The sequence below is a fragment of the Streptomyces sp. NPDC057280 genome (assembly GCF_042668605.1).
Taxonomy (GTDB): Bacteria; Actinomycetota; Actinomycetes; order Streptomycetales; family Streptomycetaceae; genus Streptomyces.
This window is the reverse complement of the sequence record NZ_JBHUYR010000001.1, coordinates 1,509,581-1,529,058: the sequence shown is the minus strand read 5'-3', so window position 1 is coordinate 1,529,058 and position 19,478 is coordinate 1,509,581. Positions and strand designations below refer to the sequence as shown.

General features: G+C 70.8%; 13 protein-coding genes. 2 read left to right on the top strand and 11 right to left on the bottom strand.

The genetic code is table 11. The annotated features are described in order from the left end of the window. From pgi to tkt, 5 genes are read right to left on the bottom strand one after another with little or no spacing between them, the layout of a single operon-like run. A complete protein-coding gene (gene pgi / locus ACFUO4_RS06990; RefSeq protein WP_383480591.1) occupies positions 1-1,647 on the bottom strand; it encodes a glucose-6-phosphate isomerase in 1,647 nt (548 codons plus the stop codon). After that, positions 1,640-2,578 carry a glucose-6-phosphate dehydrogenase assembly protein OpcA gene (opcA, locus tag ACFUO4_RS06985; protein ID WP_383480589.1) on the bottom strand — a complete coding sequence of 313 codons (939 nt, stop codon included), beginning with the start codon at positions 2,576-2,578 and terminating at the stop codon, positions 1,640-1,642. The genes pgi and opcA overlap by 8 nt, the downstream gene beginning before the upstream one ends. Then, entirely contained in the window at positions 2,575-4,134 is a 1,560-nt protein-coding gene (zwf, locus tag ACFUO4_RS06980) for a glucose-6-phosphate dehydrogenase (protein WP_079307757.1), read from the bottom strand. The genes opcA and zwf overlap by 4 nt, the downstream gene beginning before the upstream one ends. Then, positions 4,131-5,276, bottom strand: a complete 1,146-nt coding sequence (tal, locus tag ACFUO4_RS06975) for a transaldolase (RefSeq protein ID WP_383480587.1) — start codon at positions 5,274-5,276, stop codon at positions 4,131-4,133. The genes zwf and tal overlap by 4 nt, the downstream gene beginning before the upstream one ends. 19 nt (positions 5,277-5,295) lie before the next feature. Further along, the gene (gene tkt / locus ACFUO4_RS06970; protein ID WP_383480585.1) at positions 5,296-7,380 is read right to left on the bottom strand and encodes a transketolase; all 2,085 of its coding nucleotides are present in this window, start codon (positions 7,378-7,380) and stop codon (positions 5,296-5,298) included. 160 nt (positions 7,381-7,540) lie between these two features. Between tkt and ACFUO4_RS06965 the strand changes: the two genes are divergently transcribed. After that, on the top strand, positions 7,541-8,434 hold the full coding sequence (locus tag ACFUO4_RS06965) for an AraC family transcriptional regulator (RefSeq protein WP_079307753.1): 894 nt from the start codon (positions 7,541-7,543) through the stop codon (positions 8,432-8,434). Between the two features lie 4 nt (positions 8,435-8,438). On the opposite strand, the gene ACFUO4_RS06960 is transcribed toward ACFUO4_RS06965, so the two are convergent. The 4 genes from ACFUO4_RS06960 to ACFUO4_RS06945 all read right to left on the bottom strand — a co-directional run bounded on the left by ACFUO4_RS06960 (position 8,439) and on the right by ACFUO4_RS06945 (position 16,796). Next, on the bottom strand, positions 8,439-11,375 hold the full coding sequence (locus ACFUO4_RS06960; RefSeq protein ID WP_383480583.1) for a TIR domain-containing protein: 2,937 nt from the start codon (positions 11,373-11,375) through the stop codon (positions 8,439-8,441). Between the two features lie 136 nt (positions 11,376-11,511). Continuing rightward, entirely contained in the window at positions 11,512-12,897 is a 1,386-nt protein-coding gene (locus tag ACFUO4_RS06955) for a glycoside hydrolase family 16 protein (protein WP_079307749.1), read from the bottom strand. A 169-nt stretch (positions 12,898-13,066) separates the two neighbouring features. After that, entirely contained in the window at positions 13,067-14,302 is a 1,236-nt protein-coding gene (locus ACFUO4_RS06950; RefSeq protein ID WP_383480582.1) for an Ig-like domain-containing protein, read from the bottom strand. Positions 14,303-14,693: 391 nt separating this feature from the next. Further along, a complete protein-coding gene (locus tag ACFUO4_RS06945) occupies positions 14,694-16,796 on the bottom strand; it encodes an MMPL family transporter (protein ID WP_383480581.1) in 2,103 nt (700 codons plus the stop codon). 230 nt (positions 16,797-17,026) lie between these two features. Here ACFUO4_RS06945 and ACFUO4_RS06940 point away from each other — a divergent pair, with 230 nt between their 5' ends. Then, complete coding sequence (locus tag ACFUO4_RS06940; protein WP_383480580.1) at positions 17,027-17,461, top strand: VOC family protein; 435 nt, start codon at positions 17,027-17,029, stop codon at positions 17,459-17,461. Here the strand turns inward: ACFUO4_RS06940 and ACFUO4_RS06935 are convergent. Beyond that, entirely contained in the window at positions 17,458-18,126 is a 669-nt protein-coding gene (locus tag ACFUO4_RS06935) for a response regulator (protein ID WP_383480578.1), read from the bottom strand. The two genes, ACFUO4_RS06940 and ACFUO4_RS06935, sit on opposite strands and share 4 nt — an antisense overlap. Then, entirely contained in the window at positions 18,123-19,451 is a 1,329-nt protein-coding gene (locus tag ACFUO4_RS06930; RefSeq protein ID WP_383480576.1) for a sensor histidine kinase, read from the bottom strand. Before ACFUO4_RS06930 ends, ACFUO4_RS06935 begins: the two co-directional genes overlap by 4 nt. Between the last annotated feature and the right edge of the window lie 27 nt (positions 19,452-19,478).

The window sequence follows — 19,478 nt, the reverse complement described above, 5'->3', positions numbered from 1 at the left end:
TCAGTGCACTTCCTTCAGTTCACGGTAGGCGGCCACCAGAGCGGCGGTCGAGGGATCGAGACCGGGCACGTCCGCGCCCTCGGTCAGCGCGGGTTCGACCCGCTTGGCGAGCACCTTGCCCAGCTCGACACCCCACTGGTCGAAGGAGTCGATGTTCCACACGGCGCCCTGCACGAACACCTTGTGCTCGTAGAGCGCGATCAACTGGCCGAGCACGGACGGCGTCAGCTCACGGGCGAGGATCGTCGTCGTCGGATGGTTGCCCTTGAACGTCTTGTGGACGACCAGCTCCTCGGGCACCCCCTCGGCGCGCACCTCGTCCGGCGTCTTGCCGAAGGCGAGGGCCTGCGTCTGGGCGAAGAAGTTCGCCATCAACAGGTCGTGCTGCGCCTTGAGTTCGTCACTCAGCTCGCCCACGGGCCGGGCGAAGCCGATGAAGTCCGCCGGGATGAGCTTCGTCCCCTGGTGGATCAACTGGTAGTAGGCGTGCTGCCCGTTGGTGCCGGGCGTGCCCCACACCACCGGGCCGGTCTGCCAGTCCACGGGCCGGCCGTCGCGCTGCACCGACTTGCCGTTGGACTCCATGTCCAGCTGCTGCAAGTAGGCCGTGAACTTGGACAGGTAGTGGCTGTAGGGCAGCACCGCGTGCGACTGGGCGCCCAGGAAATTGCCGTACCAGATGCCCAACAGGCCCATGATCAGCGGGGCGTTGGCCTCGGCGGGGGCGGTGCGGAAGTGCTCGTCGACGATACGGAAGCCGTCGAGCATCTCCCGGAAGCGGTCCGGACCGATGGCGATCATCAGCGACAGGCCGATCGCCGAGTCGTAGGAGTACCGCCCGCCGACCCAGTCCCAGAACTCGAACATGTTGTCCGGGTCGATACCGAACTCGGTGACCTTCCCGGCGTTCGTGGACAGGGCCACGAAGTGCTTGGCCACGGCCTTGTCGTCGCCGCCCAGCCCCTCCAGGAGCCAGGATCGCGCCGAGGTGGCGTTGGTGATCGTCTCGATCGTGGTGAAGGTCTTGGACGCGACGATGAACAGCGTCTCCGCCGGGTCCAGGTCACGGGTCGCCTCGTGCAGGTCGGCACCGTCGACGTTCGACACGAAACGGAACGTCAGGTCCCGTGCCGTGTAGGGCCGCAGCACCTCGTACGCCATCGCCGGCCCGAGGTCGGAGCCGCCGATGCCGATGTTGACGACGTTCCTGATCCGCTTGCCGGTGTGACCGGTCCACTCGCCGGAGCGGACCCGGTCGGCGAAGTCGCTCATCTTGTCGAGGACGGCGTGCACCTGCGGCACGACGTTCTCGCCGTCGACGTTCACGACCGCGTCCCGCGACGCCCGCAGCGCGGTGTGCAGGACGGCCCGGTCCTCGGTGAGGTTGATCTTCTCGCCGCGGAACATGGCGTCCCGCAGCCCGAACACGTCGGTGGCGGTGGCCAGTTCCTGGAGCAGGGCCAGCGTCTCGTCGGTGACGAGGTGCTTGGAGTAGTCGATGCGCAGATCGCCCACCCGCACCACGTAGCGCTCGGCGCGCCCGGGGTCGTCCGCGAACAGCTCCCGCAGCGGCGTGAGCCCTTCGGCGCGGTGGTCCTCGAGAGCCGTCCACTCGGGGCGACGGGTCAGCAGGGGGGAGTCAGACATGGGCGGGGGTCTCCTTGGCGCTGCCCTCGCCCCGCAGGGCGACGGCGTACATCTCGTCCGCGTCGAGGCGCCTGAGCTCCTCGGCGATGAGTTCGGAGGTGGTGCGGACCTTCAGCGCGAGCGTCCGCGAGGGCTGGCCCGGCAGGGACAGCGTGGCCAGCGGGCCTTCGGGGCGGTCGATGACGACCTCGCCGTCCGCGGTGCGCAGCCGCACGGCGGTGACGACCGGGCCGGCGGTGACGACGCGGTCGATCTTCACCTTCAGTCGCGCCTCCAGCCAGCGCGCGAGCAGCTCGGCGGCCGGGTTGTCGGCCTCGGCCTCCACCGCCCCCGAGATGATCTTCGCGCGGGCCTGGTCCAGGGCCGCCGCGAGCATGGAGCGCCACGGGGTCAGCCGGGTCCAGGCGAGGTCGGTGTCACCGGGCGCGTAGGAGCGCACCCGGGTGGCGAGCACCTCAAGAGGGTTCTCCACCGCGTACAGGTCGGTGATCCGGCGCTGGGCCAGCGCGCCCAGCGGGTCCTTCGCCGGGTTCTCCGGCGCGTCCACCGGCCACCACACGACGACCGGCGCGTCCGGCAGCAGCAGCGGCAGGACGACCGAGTCGGCGTGGTCGGACACCTCGCCGTAGGTGCGCAGCACGACCGTCTCGCCGGTGCCGGCGTCGGCGCCCACCCGGACCTCGGCGTCCAACCGGGAGGCCTGGCGGTCGCGCGGGGTGCGGGCGTGCCGCTTGATGACGACCAGGGTGCGCGAGGGGTGCTCGTGCGAGGCCTCCTCGGCCGCCTTGATCGCGTCGTAGGCGTTCTCCTCGTCCGTGACGATGACCATCGTCAGGACCATGCCCACGGCGGGGGTGCCGATGGCGCGGCGGCCCTGCACCAGCGCCTTGTTGATCTTGCTTGCCGTGGTGTCGGTCAGGTCGATCTTCATGGCCTGCGCCAGCTCCGTCCGTCTCGTGCGAGCATCTCGTCGGCTTCCTTCGGTCCCCAGCTGCCCGACGCGTACTGCGCGGGCTTGCCGTGCCGTGCCCAGTACTCCTCGATCGGGTCGAGGATCTTCCAGGACTCTTCCACTTCCTGGTGGCGCGGGAACAGGTTGGCGTCGCCGAGGAGGACGTCCAGGATGAGCCGCTCGTACGCCTCGGGCGAGGACTCCGTGAACGACTCGCCGTAGGCGAAGTCCATCGACACGTCCCGGATCTCCATCGAGGTGCCCGGAACCTTCGAGCCGAACCGCACGGTCATGCCCTCGTCCGGCTGGACGCGGATCACGATCGCGTTCTGCCCGAGCTCCTCGGTGGCCGTGGAGTCGAAGGGGGAGTGCGGGGCGCGCTTGAAGACGACCGCGATCTCGGTGACGCGGCGGCCGAGCCGCTTGCCGGTGCGCAGATAGAACGGGATGCCCGCCCAGCGCCGGTTGTCGATCTCCAGCTTGATGGCCGCGTAGGTGTCGGTCTTCGACTTCGGGTCGATGCCGTCCTCCTCCAGATAGCCGGCGACCTTCGCGCCGCCCTGCCATCCGGTCGCGTACTGCCCGCGCACGGTGTGCTTGCCGAGTTCCTTCGGCAGCCGCACCGACTTCAGCACCTTCAGCTTCTCGGTGAGCAGCGCGTCCGCGTCGAAGGCGATCGGCTCCTCCATGGCGGTGAGCGCCATCAGCTGGAGGAGGTGGTTCTGGATGACGTCACGGGCGGCACCGATGCCGTCGTAGTACCCGGCCCGGCCGCCGATGCCGATGTCCTCCGCCATGGTGATCTGAACGTGGTCGACGTACGACCGGTTCCAGATCGGCTCGTACATCTGATTGGCGAAGCGGAGCGCCAGGATGTTCTGGACGGTCTCCTTGCCGAGGTAGTGGTCGATCCGGAACACCTGGTCCGGGTCGAACACGTCGTGCACGAGGGCGTTCAGCTCCCGCGCGCTGGCGAGGTCGTGGCCGAACGGCTTCTCGATGACCGCCCGCCGCCAGGAACCCTCCGGAGCGTCCGCGAGCCCGTGCTTCTTCAGCTGCTGGACGACCTTCGGGAAGAACTTCGGCGGTACGGAGAGATAGAAGGCGTAGTTGCCGCTGGTACCGCGCGAGGAGTCCAACTCCTCGACGGCCTCGGCCAGTTGCTTGAACGCCTGGTCGTCGTCGAAGTCACCCGGGATGAACCGCATGCCCTCGGCGAGCTGCTGCCAGACCTCCTCGCGGAACTCCGTCCGTGCGTGCTCGCGCACCGAGTCGTGCACGACCTGCGCGAAGTCCTGGTCCTCCCAGTCCCGCCGGGCGAACCCGACGAGCGAGAAGCCCGGCGGCAGCATGCCGCGGTTGGCCAGGTCGTACACGGCCGGCATCAGCTTCTTGCGGGACAGGTCGCCGGTGACACCGAAGATGACGAGCCCGGACGGGCCGGCGATGCGGGGGAGCCGCCGGTCGCGCGGATCGCGCAGCGGGTTCTCCCAGTCGACCGCTTGGACGGTCCCGGTTGCGGTGGTGTCGGTCATTCCGCGTCGACCCCCTTGCTGTCCAGCGACTTGGTGACGGTGGCCAGCAGGTCGTTCCAGGCCACCTCGAACTTGGCGACGCCCTCGTCCTCCAGCTGCTGCACGACCTCGTCGTACGAGATCCCCAGCGCTTCCACGGCGGCCAGGTCGGCGCGCGCCCGGTCGTAGCCGCCCGTGACCGTGTCGCCGGTGATCTCGCCGTGGTCGGCGGTGGCGTTGAGGGTCGCCTCCGGCATGGTGTTGACGGTGCCGGGCGCGACCAGGTCGGCCACGTACAGGGTGTCCTTGTACGCCGGGTCCTTCACGCCGGTCGAGGCCCACAGGGGACGCTGCTTGTTGGCGTGGGCACCGGAAAGGGCGGTCCAGCGCTCTCCGGCGAAGACCTCCTCGTACGCCTCGTACGCGAGCCGCGCGTTGGCGAGGGCGGCCTTGCCCTTGAGGGCGAGGGCTTCTTCCGTGCCCAGCACCGTCAGCCGCTTGTCGATCTCGGAGTCGACGCGGGAGACGAAGAAGGAGGCCACGGAGTGGATCGTGGCGAGGTCGAGGCCCTTCGCGGCGGCCTTCTCCAGACCGGCGAGGTAGGCGTCCATGACCTCGCGGTAGCGCTCCAGCGAGAAGATCAGCGTGACGTTGACGCTGATGCCGAGGCCGATGACCTCGGTGATCGCCGGGAGGCCGGCCTTCGTCGCCGGGATCTTGATCATGACGTTGGGGCGGTCTACCAGCCAGGCCAGCTGCTTGGCCTCGGCGATGGTGGCGGCCGTCTCGTGGGCCAGGCGCGGGTCGACCTCGATGGAGACCCGGCCGTCCCGGCCGTCGGTCGCGTCGTACACGCCGCGCAGGATGTCGGCGGCGGCCCGCACGTCGGCGGTCGTCATCATGCGGACGGCCTCGTCGACCGTCACGCCGCGCACGGCGAGATCGGTGAGCTGCTCCTCGTACCCCTCCCCGGAGCCGATGGCGGCCTGGAAGATGGAGGGGTTGGTGGTGACACCGACGACGTTCTTGTTCTCGACGAGTTCGGCGAGGTTCCCGGACTCGATCCGCTTGCGCGACAGGTCGTCCAGCCAGATGGAGACGCCCTCGTCGGACAGGCGCTTGAGTGCTCCCGCGGTCGCGGTTGCTTCGGTCACAGTGATCATCTTCTTTCTGGCGGTCGGATCAACCACGCGCGGCGGCCAGGGATTCCCGGGCGGCGGCGGCGACGTTCTCGGCGGTGAAGCCGTACTCGGTGAAAAGGGTCTGGGCGTCGGCGGAGGCGCCGAAGTGTTCGAGAGAGACGATGCGTCCTGCGTCACCTGTGAACCGGTACCACGTCAGACCGATCCCGGCCTCGATTGCGACCCGGGCTCGCACGGACGGCGGAAGGACGCTGTCGCGGTACTCGCGCGGCTGCTCCTCGAACCACTCCACGGACGGCATCGACACCACCCGGGCGCCGATCCCCTCGGCCTCCAGCCGCTCCCGCGCGGCGACGGCGAGCTGCACCTCGGAGCCGGTGGCGATGAGGACGACGTCGGGGACGTCCGTGGAGGAGTCGGCCAGCACGTAACCGCCCTTCGCCGCATCCGGGTTGGGCGCGTAGGTCGGCACGCCCTGCCGGGTGAGGGCGAGGCCGTGCGGGGCGGGCTTGGTGCCGTGCCGCTTGAGGATCTCGGCCCAGGCGATGGCGGTCTCGTTGGCGTCGGCGGGGCGTACGACGTTCAGGCCCGGGATGGCGCGCAGCGAGGCGAGGTGCTCGACCGGCTGGTGGGTGGGGCCGTCCTCGCCGAGCCCGATGGAGTCATGGGTCCAGACGTAGGTGACGGGCAGCTGCATGAGCGCGGCCATGCGGACGGCGTTGCGCATGTAGTCGGAGAACACCAGGAAGGTGCCGCCGTAGATGCGGGTGTTGCCGTGCAGGGCGATGCCGTTCATCTCGGCCGCCATCGAGAACTCGCGGATGCCGAAGTGGACCGTACGGCCGTAGGGGTCCGCCTCGGGGAGCGGGTTGCCCTTCGGCAGGAACGAGGAGGTCTTGTCGATGGTGGTGTTGTTCGAGCCGGCGAGGTCGGCGGAGCCGCCCCACAGCTCGGGCAGGACCGTGCCGAGCGACTGGAGGACCTTGCCGGAGGCGGCGCGGGTGGCGACGGACTTGCCCTCCTCGAAGACGGGGAGCGCGTCCTCCCAGCCCTCGGGGAGCTGACCGGCGACGACCCGGTCGAAGAGCGCGGCGCGCTCGGGCTGGTCGGCACGCCACTCGGCGATCCGCTTGTCCCAGGCGGCGTGCGCCTCGGCACCGCGGTCGAGGGCTTGACGGGTGTGGGCGAGGACCTCGTCCGCGACCTCGAAGGACCGCTCCGGGTCGAAGCCCAGGACCCGCTTGGTGGCGGCGATCTCGTCCGCGCCGAGCGCGGAGCCGTGGGAGGCCTCGGTGTTCTGCGCGTTGGGCGCGGGCCAGGCGATGATCGTGCGCATCGCGATGATCGAGGGCCGCTCGGTCTCGTCCCGCGCGGCCTTCAGCGCCGCGTACAGGGCCGGTACGTCGATGTCGCCGTCGCCGGTGGGCTCGATGCGCTGGGTGTGCCAGCCGTAGGCCTCGTACCGCTTCAGCACGTCCTCGGAGAAGGCGGTCGCGGTGTCGCCCTCGATGGAGATGTGGTTGTCGTCGTAGAGAAAGACCAGGTTGCCGAGCTTCTGGTGCCCGGCGAGGGAGGAGGCCTCGGCGGAGACGCCCTCCTCCAGGTCGCCGTCGGAGACGATCGCCCAGACGGTGTGGTCGAAGGGCGAGGTGCCCTGCGGCGCCTCGGGGTCGAAGAGGCCGCGCTCGTAGCGGGCGGCCATGGCCATGCCGACGGCGTTGGCGACGCCCTGCCCGAGGGGACCGGTCGTGGTCTCGACGCCTGCGGTGTGCCCGTACTCGGGGTGACCGGGCGTCTTGGACCCCTGCGTCCGGAACGCCTTCAGGTCGTCCAGCTCCAGCTCGTACCCGGCGAGGAAGAGCTGGGTGTAGAGGGTGAGGGAGGTGTGCCCCGGGGACAGGACGAAGCGGTCGCGTCCGGTCCACTCCGGGTCGGCCGGGTCGTGCCGCATCAGCTTCTGAAAGATCGTGTAGGCGGCCGGGGCGAGGCTCATGGCGGTGCCCGGGTGCCCGTTGCCGACCTTCTGCACGGCGTCGGCCGCCAGCAGACGGGCGGTGTCGACGGCACGCCGGTCGAGGTCGGTCCACTCGAAGCCGTCCGCGCTGCCCGGTGTCTGCGTGCTCATCTGTGACCAGTCCTCTTCAAGAGTTCATGGATTCGTGCATCGTTCCTGGTGGGACGCGTTCGACTGTAAAAGTCTGACTTTTACGAGGGAAGGTCGGGGTGTGTCAGCCTGTGGTGAAAGTGGGACACGGGCAACGGCTTCGAGGCGACACGAGAAGGACATGGCGGACAGAACATCCCAAGGCGGCGACGGTGACGGGATCAGAACCTTCCCCTTCCCGGTCGAACTGAGCGAAGGCGGCGTCGGCATGCAGGTCGGCCCGATGGGCCCGCACCGCACCTGGCACGCCGACGCCCCGCTGCAGCGCGTCCACCGGATCGACTTCCACGTCGTGATGCTCTTCGACAAGGGCCCCGTCCGCCACATGATCGACTTCGCCGAGTACGAGGCGTACGCCGGCGACGTGCTCTGGATCCGGCCCGGCCAGGTCCACCGCTTCTCGAAGTTCAGCGGGTACCGCGGAACGGTCCTGACCATGCAACCGGGCTTCCTGCCCCGGGCGACCGTGGAGGCGACGGGCCTGTACCGCTACGACCTGCCGCCCCTGCTCCACCCCGACGCGGCGCAACTGGCGGGCCTGGGAGCGGCCCTCGCCCAGCTGCGACGCGAGTACAAGGACACGACGACGCTCCCCCTCAGCCTGCACACGGCCGTCCTCCGCCACTCCCTCACGGCGTTCCTCCTCCGCCTCGCGCATCTCGCCGCGAGCTCGCAGGAGGCGGCGCGGGCGCAGGCGGACACGACCTTCACCCTGTTCCGCGACGCGGTGGAACGGGATTTCGCCACCAACCACAGCGTCAGCGCCTACGCCGACGCCCTCGGCTACTCGCGCCGGACACTGGTCCGCGCGGTCCGCGCCGCGACGGGCGAGACCCCGAAGGGCTTCATCGACAAGCGGGTCGTTCTGGAGGCCAAACGCCTCCTCGCCCACACGGACCTGCCCATCGGGCGGGTCGGTGCGGCGGTGGGCTTCGCCGACGCGGCGAACTTCTCCAAGTTCTTCCAACTCCACGCGGGGCAGACGCCGGTGGCGTTCCGGGCGGAGCTGCGCTGAGCCGTCACGGCGTGCAGGGCGTCGCGTCGTCGAGGCGGAAACGTTCCCGTTCCGCCGGAGTGAGGTCGCGGGCGGCGCGGACGCAGGCCGCGCGCAGCCAGGCGTCGAGGCCGGTGGACCAGACGGTGGCGCCGGGCCGGCGGACGGACGCGGGGTCGTTGATCACCGTGAGGTCGGTGCCGTAGATGTGCCGGGCGGCGTTGGTCGTGGACAGCAGATGCTTGCCGTCCTGGGTGAACACGACGTCCCGCACCGGCCGGCAGGGGCTGCCCGCACAGGGCAGCGGAGCGGTGTCGGCGGTCAGTGCGGGGCCCAGGGCACGGCGGGTCGGGACGTCGACGAGGAGGGTGCGCCCCTTTTCGCCGCCGAGGGCGAGAAGGGTCCCGTCGGGCGAGAAGTCGGCGCTGAACACCTTGCCGATGTGCGCGGCCGACCGGTCCCCGATCCGCTTGCGGTCGCGCACGTTCCACAGGGCGTACGTGCCATCCTCGCTGCCCACCGCCAGCGTCCTGCCGTCCGGGCTGAAGGCGAGGGCGCGGACGTAGGACCGGTAGCCGCTGAACCGGTCCAGAACCCGGCCCTTCCCGACGTCCACCAGGGAGAAGACCCCCGCCTCCGCACCGGCGGCGAGCAGCGAACCGTCCTGGGCGAAGACGAGTTCGCGCACGTTCGCGGCGCCCTCCGGCACCTTCACGAGCCGCCTGTGGTCGCTGGTCCGGTACACGAGGAGCCACTCGCCCCGGGCGACCGCGAGGAGCCGTCCGTGGTCACCGAAGGCCATCGCCGAGATTCCGTTCCCCAGCGCCCAACGGGAGCGCGGCGTGCCGGAGGCGACGTCCCAGACGTTCACCGAGCCGTCGTCGGCGGCCGAGTACAGCGTCCGTTCGTCCTCGCTCAGAGCCAGAGACCGCAAGGAGACGTCGGTGCTCCGGTCACCGAGGGCGTGACGCAGGGTCCGTCCGTCGGCCAGGGCGATGGTGCCGTCGGCGCCCCCGACGGCGAAGGGCTTCGCCGAGTCGTCGCCCACGGCCAGCGCCACGGCGTCGCCTGGGCTGCCGGGCACGACCTCGCCCAGCGGGCCGGGGCCGTGGACGTCCCACACGGCGAGCATGCCCGTGCCCTGGACGCCCCAGATCATGGAGCGGCCCTGATCGGTGAAGACGACGCTGGTGCCGGTGAGATGGTCGCGGGAGAGCCGGTCGCCGACGACGTCCCAGCCGGCTCCGACCGCACGGATCAGCGGGCCCGTCCGCCAGCCGGCGGTCACCAGGAACTCTCCGTCCGGGCTGAAGGCGAGGGCCTGGATCGGGTTGACCGTGTCGCCACGGGTGGGCGCGATGGCCGGGGACCAGTCCCGGGTGTGCCACACCACCAGGGTCTGCCGTCCGGTGCCGGCCGCCAGGTAGCCGCCCTTCGGGTGGAACGCCAACGACTCCACGCCGTACGGCGGATCGTCCCCCTCGGGTTCCACGCTGAGCGTCTTCAGCCGCCGTCCGGTGCGTACGTCCCAGACCAGGACGTCTCCCCGCCAGTCCCCGGAGACAAGGGTGCGGCCGTCCGGGCTGAACGCCACCGCCGTGATGAAGTTGGTGTCCTTGCCGAGCCCGCCCACGAAGACCTGGGAGTGGCCCTTGAGCGGGTCCCGCCAGCGGTGTTCCCGCAGCAGCCGGATCCGCACCGTGTTGTCGTTCGCGGGAATCGCCAGCGAGGCGCTGTCCGGCGCGAAGGCCACGGCGTCGGGCGAGGTCGAGGGGCCCCAGTCGTTCCCGGGGTTCGGCCGCCCCCGGCTCTGCGGCACCGTCAGCCGCTCCACCACGCGCCGCTCCCGGACGTCGACCAGCTGGACCGTCCGCGGATCGGCATGCGTGGCGACCGCCAGCCACCGGCCGTCGGGACTGAACACGGGACTGCCCACCGGCCCCTTCACCGTCCAGGCGGGCCGCCCCGCGGGCAGCGTCACCAGCCGCACCCCGTCCTTCACGGGTACCGCCAGCAGCCGCCCGCCGGGCTGCACGGCCAACGGCAGATGGCTGCGGGGCTCCTCCCGCTGTGCCGCCGGGACCCCCGCCAGCGCGTCCAGATACCGCTGCTGCCGAGGCCGTGTCCGCAGCGCCGTCAACAGGGCCCGTCGCGCCTCCACCGTGGGCCTCTCGGCGGCCGCCTCCCGGCCGAGCAGCAGTGCCCGGTCCAGCCCGTCCTGCAACGCGTCCTCGGAGCGCGTCGCCAACTCCCGTGAGCGGTCCCGGTGTTCCGCCTCGACCCGGGCGAACCCCACGAGCAGCGCGACCGTCACCAGCACCGCCGTGAGCACCGTCCCCAGCCCCCACCGCTGGCCGCGCGCCGTACGCGCCTTGGCCACGTACTCCCGCTGCAACGGGGTGGGAGTGGGCTCGTCTCCTGCGGTGGCACCCGCCAACCAGGCCCGCGCCGCCCGCAGTTCCGCGCCCCGCAACAGCGCACTGCGCCGCCGCCCGCTCACGCTCCACTCATGGGCCTGCACGAGCAACCGCGTGTGGTGGTGCACCCGTTCGAGGTCCAGCGCCAAGGCGTCGGCGACCACCTGGGCGTCTACGCCGTCGCGGAGGCAGTTGCGGTCGGCGAGCGCCACCGGCAGGTCCTCCGGTGCCGTCCCGTGCAGCAGCGGCACGATCCGCTTGCCGAACTCCAGCGCCAGCGAGAGTTCCTCACGGCAGGGCGCCGAGGCCAGCCACTGGGGCGAGACCACACAGAAGAACACGTCCGAACGCCGGATCCCGTCCGCGACCTCCTCACGCCACCGCGCGGACACCGGGATGTCGGACAGGTCGATCCACGCGGTGACCTTCCGCTCCGCGAGCCTTTCCTCCAGCTGCTCCACGTACGCCAGATCACGGCGCGAGTAGGAGAGGAAGACGTGTTTGCCGGGGTCGGCGGCGGCACCGGGGCGCTTGCGCGGCAGCATGCGTCGAGGATGGGGCGAAGGGCTCGGTTCCGGCCGTGCGAGGACGGAAGATGCGTCCATGTGCGTAGGGCGACAGCATGTCCGTGCACGACCGTGAGGGGTCCGCGGTCACGGACCCCTCACGGGTGCGGGGGCGTCAGCGCCCGAAGTTGAACCAGTTCACGTTCACGAAGTCCGCCGGCTGGCCGCTCGTGAACGTCAGATACACGTCGTGCGTCCCCGTCACCGACGAGATGTTCGCCGGTACCGTCCGCCAGGACTGCCAGCCGCCGGTGTTGGCCAGGGCGAAGCTGCCGATGGGGGCGTTGGAGCGGCTGTCCAGGCGTACCTCGACCAGGCCGCTGACCCCGCTGCCCGCGCCGCTCGCCACCCGGGCGACGAACTGAGTGGCCGCCGTGGAGCCGAAGTTGACGTTCTGGTAGAGCGCCCAGTCGCCGTTGGCCAGCGCGCCGATGTTCTGGCCGCCGCCGGTGTCGGTGGTGGTCTCGGTGATCGTGCCGGACTGGCTGTTGTACGACTCGGCCTGGATGGTGCTGTAGGCGTCCCGGCTGCCCGACGGCGGGGGAGTCGTACCGCCCCCACCGGACGACAGCACCTGGACGTAGTCCACCGTCATCGGCACACCGGACTGGGTGCCGCTGTCCAGCCCGCCGCCGAACGCGTCCGGGAAGGCGCCGCCCATCGCCACGTTGAGGATGATGAAGAAGCCGTGGTTGGTGGCGTTGGCCCAGGTCGTCGCGTCCATCTGGCTCGCGTTGACGGAGTGGAACTGGGTGCCGTCGACGAAGAAGCGGATCGTCTCGGGGCTCACCGAGCGGTCCCATTCCATCGAGTAGGTGTGGAACGCCGACTGGCAGGTCGAGCCCGGACAGGCGACGTTGTTGCCGATGCCCGTCGTCTCGTTGCAGGGGCCGCCCGGGTTGGTGCCGCAGTGCATCGTGGCCCACACGCGGTTCATGCCCTGGACGTTCTCCATGATGTCCAGCTCGCCGACGCCCGGCCAGTTCTGGTAGTTGCCGCGGTAGGGAGCGCCCAGCATCCAGAACGCCGGCCAGTAGCCCTCGGCCGCCGTGCCCGTCACGTTCGGCATCTGGATGCGCGCCTCGACGCGCAACTTGCCGCCGGCCGGGGGCTGGAAGTCGGTGCGGTTGGTCTCGATGCGACCCGACGTCCACCGGCCGGCGGAGTCGCGGATCGGGGTGATGCGCAGATTGCCGTTGCCGTCGAGCGAGACGTTGGACGTGCTGTTCGTCATCGTCTCGACCTCGCCGGTGCCCCAGTTGGCGGGGCCGCCGGGATACGAAGTGCCGGTCGCGTACTGCCAGTTGGAGGTGTTGACGCCGGTTCCGGCGGAGCCGTTGAAGTCGTCGAGGAACACCTGCGTCCAGCCTGCGGGAGGCGTGGGCGCGGAGGCGTTCGCGGGAAGGGTCGCGGCCGAGGCCACGGCCGCCGCCAGACCGAGCGTGGCGAGGACGGCGACCAGGGCCCGTCGCCGTCTGGGTATGCCGGAGGTGTCGCTCATGGGGGTGCCTCCCGGGTACGGAGATGGATGCGCGGGTACCTCTCGAGAACCTTTGAGAGCGCTCTCAAAGTGGGCCCAATGTGCTCTCCGGCCAGGAGGCCGTCAAGAGTTAAAACAAGGAAAGTCCTTTCGCTCCAGGCAGGTTCAGGTCATGAACGGCGCATACGCCCTAAAGCGCGCTGCCCGCCTTCCACTTGGCCCACGGCAGGTTCCAGCCGTTGAGCCCGTTCGCCGGATCGACCGTCCGCTCGCCGGAGTTCTTCACGATGACGACATCGCCGAGCATCGAGCTCTTGTAGAACTGGTAGCCCGGCACCGAGCTGTCGTTCGCGCCCTTGGCGTCCCGCAGTCCGACACACCCGTGGCTGGTGTTCCGGCTGCCGAACACCGAGGCGGACGCCCAGTAGTTGCCGTGGATGAAGGTGCCGGAGGTGGTGAGCCGCTGGGCGTGCGGGACGTCGGAGATGTCGTACTCGTCGCCGAGCCCGACGGTCGAGGACTCCATCCGGGTCTCCTCGAACCGCTCGCTGATCACCATGATCCCGGACCAGGTGGTGTGCTCGGCGTCGCCGCCGGAGACGGGATACGTGGCGTACGTCGCCCCGTCCCGCTTGACCACCATCTCCTTCGCGGACAGGTCGACGGTGCTGATCTGCTCGCGCCCGATGTGGAAGGTGACGTCCTTGGACTGGACGCCGTAGACCCCGTCCCCGCCCTCGACGTCCTTCAGGCGCAGGGCGAGCGTGATGGTGGTGCCGGGCGACCAGTACGTCTCGGGCCGGAAGTCGAGGCGGGTGTCGCTGAACCAGTGGCCGACCACCTCGACGGCCGGTTCCGCGGTCACCGTGATCGCCTTCTCGACGGCGGCCTTGTCGGACACGGCGTGCGTGAAGTTGATCGAGACCGGCATGCCGACGCCGGACGTGGAGCCGGCCTCCGGGGTGAAGTAGCCGACGAAGGTCTCGCCGGGCGCCTTGGTGGTGAAGGTCGTCGTCTGCGCGTCGGCGCCCCGCGCCGTCGCCGTCACCGTGTACTTCGTCGCCGAGTACGGGTTTCCCGTCGACGTCCAGCTGGTCCTCGCGTCGTTGAAGGTGCCCTTCAGCGTCGAGCCGTCGTTGCCGCTCACCTCGACGGACGCGAGGGTGCCGTCGGTCACGGTGACCTCGACGGGGCGGGTGAACGCGGCCTTCTTGGTGCCGTCTGCCGGCGTGACCGTGACGACCGGTTTCTTCGCCGGCGCGGACTTCACCGACGCCGTCGCCTCGGCGTCCTCCGTGGCACCGGCCGACCCGCTGCATCCGGTGAGCGCCGCCGCGGGGACGGCGCCGAGCACGCTGAGCACTCCGCGCCGCGACCACCTCTGCGACGGCTGGTCGGACCGGTTCGATATGTGCGACACGCCCACGGCAGGCCTTCCTGGGATATCCGCCTTTGCGTGGGCATCCTGCGTCGCGCAGATGTGCTGATCCTTTGAATCCCCGTGCCGCTTCCTGAGATTCCGGTGAGGACGGGCGCGGGGACGCGCGGGCTACCAGAAGTCCAGGAATTCGACGACGGTTTCCATCACCCGGTTCCTGCGCCGATGGGACTTGCTGCAGAAACTCCGCCGGCGCCACCGGCTGCGCGGCTGCTCGACCGGCGCACCGCACCACTTGCACGGCCGCGTGGGCCGTTCCCCCGTATCCCCGCTCATGAAAGAGACTGTAGCCGCCGCACGGTAAACGGGGCCCGTCCTGAAAACCGGGGTCCTGCTTACCGGGCCCGTCTTGAAAAGACGGGCCCCTCGCACCCCCCCGTCAGACGTTGGTCGGCACCCGTGGCGCGGCCGTCCCCTCCTCCCTCAGCCCGAACCGGTCATGCGCCCGCCGCAGCGGCTTCGGCGCCCACCACGCCCGCCGCCCGAGCAGCGTCATCGTCGCCGGGACCAGCAGCATGCGGACGACGGTGGCGTCGATCAGCACCGCCAGGGTGAGCCCCAGACCGATCTGGAGGATGGGGGAGAAGCCGCCCGTCATGAAGGCACCGAACACGACCGCGAGGAGCAGCGCGGCGCAGGTCACCACCCGCCCCGAACGGCGCAGGCCGGTCACCACGGCCTCCTGTTCGTCCCCGCCGGCCCGGCGGGCCTCCCGCATCCGGGCCAGGATGAACAGCTCGTAGTCCATCGCCAGGCCGAAGGCGATCGCGATGATCAGCGGCGGTGCCGTCAGGCTCAGCGCCCCGAGGCCCTCGGCGCCGAACAGCCCGGCCAGGTGCCCGTCCTGGAACACCCACACCACCGCACCGAGCGCGGCACCGAGGCTGAGCAGCGTCGTCGCGATCGTGCGCAGCGGGATCAGCACCGAGCCGGTGAAGGCGAACAGCAGGACGAAGATGCCGGCCAGCACGGTCAGCGCGGCCCAGGGCGCCCGGTCGGCGAGCATGGCCCGGAAGTCGACGAGGCGGGCGGCGGGGCCGGTGACCTCGACCGGAGCGTCCCCGCGCAGCTCACGGACCTGCTTCACCAGGCCGGTCGCCGCGTCCCCGTCCGCGCTGCCGGCCGGCGGCAGCTCCACGACGGTGGTGCCGTTCGGCAGATCCCGTGACTCGGCGCGCGGTGACAGGGAGCGGATGCGGTCGGCGGTGCCCGCGTCGGTTCCGGGCTTGAGGACGACGGTGACCGTGGACACGCCGGTACCCGGTGGGAAGTGGGCGTCGACGGTGTCGTACAGCTGCCGTGCCTCGGTGCTCGACGGCAGTTGCTGGGCGTCGCCGACGTTGATCCGCATGCCTGTGACGGGCAGGGCGAGCACCAGCAACGCCGGGACGATCACCGCCAGGACGGCGACGCGATTGCGCGCGGAGAAGCGGGCGAGGCGGCCGAAGACCCGGCCCTCCTCGCTCTCCGGCCGGTCCTTCGCCGGCGGGATCTTCCGGCCGAAGCGAGCGAGCAGCGCCGGCAGCAGCGTCACCGCGGCGAGCATGTCGACGACCACCACGGCGGCCACCGCGAGGCCCATGCTGCGCAGGAAGACGCTCGGGAAGACCAGCAGCCCGGTCAGGCTGACCGCCACGGTGAGCCCGGAGAACAGCACGGTCCGCCCGGCCGCGGCGACCGTACGGTGCACGGCCTCCACCACGTCCTCGGTCCTGCGGCGTTCCTCGCGGAAGCGGACCAGCATCAACAGGGCGTAGTCCACGGCGAGTCCGAGCCCCAGCATCGTCGTCACCTGGATCGCGTACACGGAGATGTCGGTGACCGAGCTGAACAGGAACAGTGCCAGGAACGCGCCCGCGATGCCGCTCACCGCGATGACGAGGGGCAGCGCGGCCGAGCGCAGCCCGCCGAAGACGACGAGGAGCAGCGCGAGGACCACGGGCAGGGAGATCAACTCCGCGTTGCGGACGTCCTCCTGGGCCTTCTCGCCGATCTGGAGACCCAGCAACGGGCCACCGCTGACGTGGACTTCGGGCGCGTCGATCTGCCTGATGCGGTCGGCCGCGTCGTTCACGGCCCGTTCCTCGGCGTCGTCGTCGAGACCGCCCTTCAGGGCGACGGGGACGAGGAGCGCCCGCCCGTCCTCGGCGGTCAGACCGGGCGTCGTGTACGGGTCCGGTACGGCGGCCACCCCGGCGATCCTCCGTACGTCGGCGACGGCTTGTTCGACCTGGGTCCGCAGCGCGGGGTCGGTGACGGCGGTGCCCTCGACGACGGCGGTGATCGAGTCGCCGGACGGGTCGACCCGGTCGAGATACTCCGCGGCCGCCTCCGACTCGGTGCCGGGCACCTCGGGCACGTTGTCCGACAGGCGCCCGAAGACACCGGTGCCGAGCCCGAAGCCGAGCAGCAGGAAGAGCACCCACAGGGCGATGACGGTGAGCGGACGGCGTGTGGCCGTCCGGGCGAGTGTGGAGAGCACGGTCCCTCCCGGCGAGGCGTCGGTTGATGCCCTCAGGCTCGCGGGGGAGGGGGTGGCGCCGGATCGCCGGAGGGAGCGGTTTCCGGGGCTCGGTCGTACGGGGGAGGAAGTCGCCGGTCTCACTCCTCAGAGGGAGGAACGAACGGACGGGTAGGAGAGTTGCCCTCCATGTCAGTGCCAGTGCCAGTGCCAGCGCCAGCGCCAGCGCCCGTGCCCGTGAAGGAGCCCGTATGTCCGACGTGCCCGCCGTCCGTGAACTCCGCCTCGTCGTCACCGCCGACGACTACGACGAGGCGCTGCGCTTCTACCGCGATGTCCTCGGCCTGCCCGAACGCGCCGCCTTCTCCTCGCCCGACGGCCGGGTGACCATATTGGAGGCGGGTCGGGCCACGCTGGAGATCACCGATCCGAACCATGCGGCGTTCATCGACGACGTGGAGGTCGGCAGCCGGGTCGCCGGGCACATCCGCGTCGCCTTCCAGGTCGGCGACTCCACGGCCGCGACGGCGAGGTTGGCCGCAGCGGGCGCCGAGGTGCTCGCCGAGCCGACCCGCACCCCTTGGAACTCCCTCAACTCCCGCTTGGAGGCTCCGGGTTCGCTGCAACTCACACTCTTCGAGGAGCTCGGGGACCAACTCGGGGACCAGGACCAACTCGGGGACTAGGCGGAACCCGGCGTCACCAGCCCGGTCTCGTAGGCGCAGATCACCGCCTGCACCCGGTCCCGCAGCCCCAACTTGCTCAGCACATTGCTGACATGGGTCTTCACGGTGTGCTCGCTGACGAACAGCGTGGTGGCGATCTCCGCGTTGGACAGCCCTCGCGCCAGCATCCGCAGCGTCTCCACCTCGCGGGCAGTCAGCACGTCCAGGCGGTCCGGGGTGACCTCGACCGTGGCCTCCTCCCGGCGGCGGCGCACGATGTCCGCGACCAGCCGGCGGGTCACGGCCGGCGCGAGGAGTGAGTCCCCGGCGGCGACGACGCGCACGGCGTGCACCAGGTCGTCCCGGCGCACGTCCTTGAGCAGGAAACCGCTGGCACCCGCGTACAGGGCCTCGTAGACGTACTCGTCCAGGTCGAACGTGGTCAGCATGACGACCTTGCACGCGGACTGCCCGCACACCCGGCGGGCCGCCTCCAGGCCGTCCATCACCGGCATGCGGATGTCGAGGAGCAGCACGTCCGGCGTGTGGCGCTGCACCGCGGCGACCGCCTCGGCGCCGTCCCCGGCCTCGGCGACGACCTCGATGTCCGTCTGCGCCTCCAGGATCATGCTGAAGCCGCTGCGCACGAGTTCCTGGTCGTCGGCGACGACCACCCGGATGCTCACCCGAGGGCCGCCTGCCGGTCTCCGGCCGGGAGCCGTACGACGACCCGGAAGCCACCGTCCGGGCCGCGCCCGGCATGAGCCTCGCCGCCGCAGGCGGCCGCCCGCTCCCGGACACCGATCAGCCCGTGCCCACCACCCGGCCGCGCGTGGCCGGGTCCCGAACTCGCGGGGTTGAACCCGGAACCCGCGTGGCCGTGTCCCGAACTCGCGGGGCTGAATCCGGAACCCGCGTGGCCGTGTCCCGAACTCGCGGGGCTGAATCCGGAACCCGCGTGGCCGGGTCCCGAACCCGCTGGACCGCGTCCGTCGTCCGTCACCGTCAGTGTCAACGCCTCCTCCGCCCAGTCGAGTTCGACGGTCGCGGAGGAAGCGTACGCGTGCTTGACCGTGTTGGTGAGGGCCTCCTGGACCACCCGGTAGGCGGCGATGTCGGTGTCCGGCGGAAGGGGCAGGGGCTCACCCGTCGTGCTCAACCTCACCCGCAGGCCGGTGGATTCACCCACCTGACGGACCAGCGCCGGCAGTGCCCGGATGCCGGGTTGCGGTGAAGTCCCGTTGCGTTGCTCCTCCTTGAGGACGCCGAGGATGCGACGCAACTGCGCCATCGCGTCCCGGCCCGCCCCCGCGATCGCGTCGAACGCGGCCTCCGCGCGCGCCGGATCACTGCGCACCACCACCGGCCCGGCCTCGGCCTGCACCACCATCAGGCTCACCGCGTGGGCCAGGATGTCGTGCATGTCCCGGGCGATCCGGGCCCGCTCCTGCGCCGTCGCCCGCGCGGTGTCCGCGGCCCGCTCCCGCTCCAACCGCCGCGCCCGGTCCTCCAGTTCGGCGGTGTAGGCACGCTGGACACGGGCGAGCACACCGAACGCGTAGGCGCAGGCCACGCTCATCAACTGGAAGGCGTACTCGAAGGGTTCCGGGCTCTCCTTGTGCGTCATGACGAGCGTGACCCCGATCGTCCAGCCCACCAGCATGAACCGCCGCTGCCACGGCGTGCCGAGGGCGGCCATGGTGTAGAGGACCACGAACCCGCCGTACATCAGGTCCGGCGGCGGCGCGTGGTACAGCGCCTGCGCGGGGGTGGCCACCGACACCGCGCAGGCCATCGCGAACGGCGCCCGGTGCCGCCAGACCAGGGGCACGGCGGTGGCCGCGCCGAGCAGCCAGCCCTGCCAGGTCAGCCGGTCGTCCCCCTCGTCGGGGAAGATCCACTGGAGCGAGGCGGCGAACAGTACGAGGGCGGCGAGCGCGGTGTCGACGACGTAGGGATTCGCCGTACGCACCCGCTTGACCAGCGGCGCGAACCAGGGGTGAGCGGACATCGGCGGCTCCTCGGGGCAGGGGCCGTT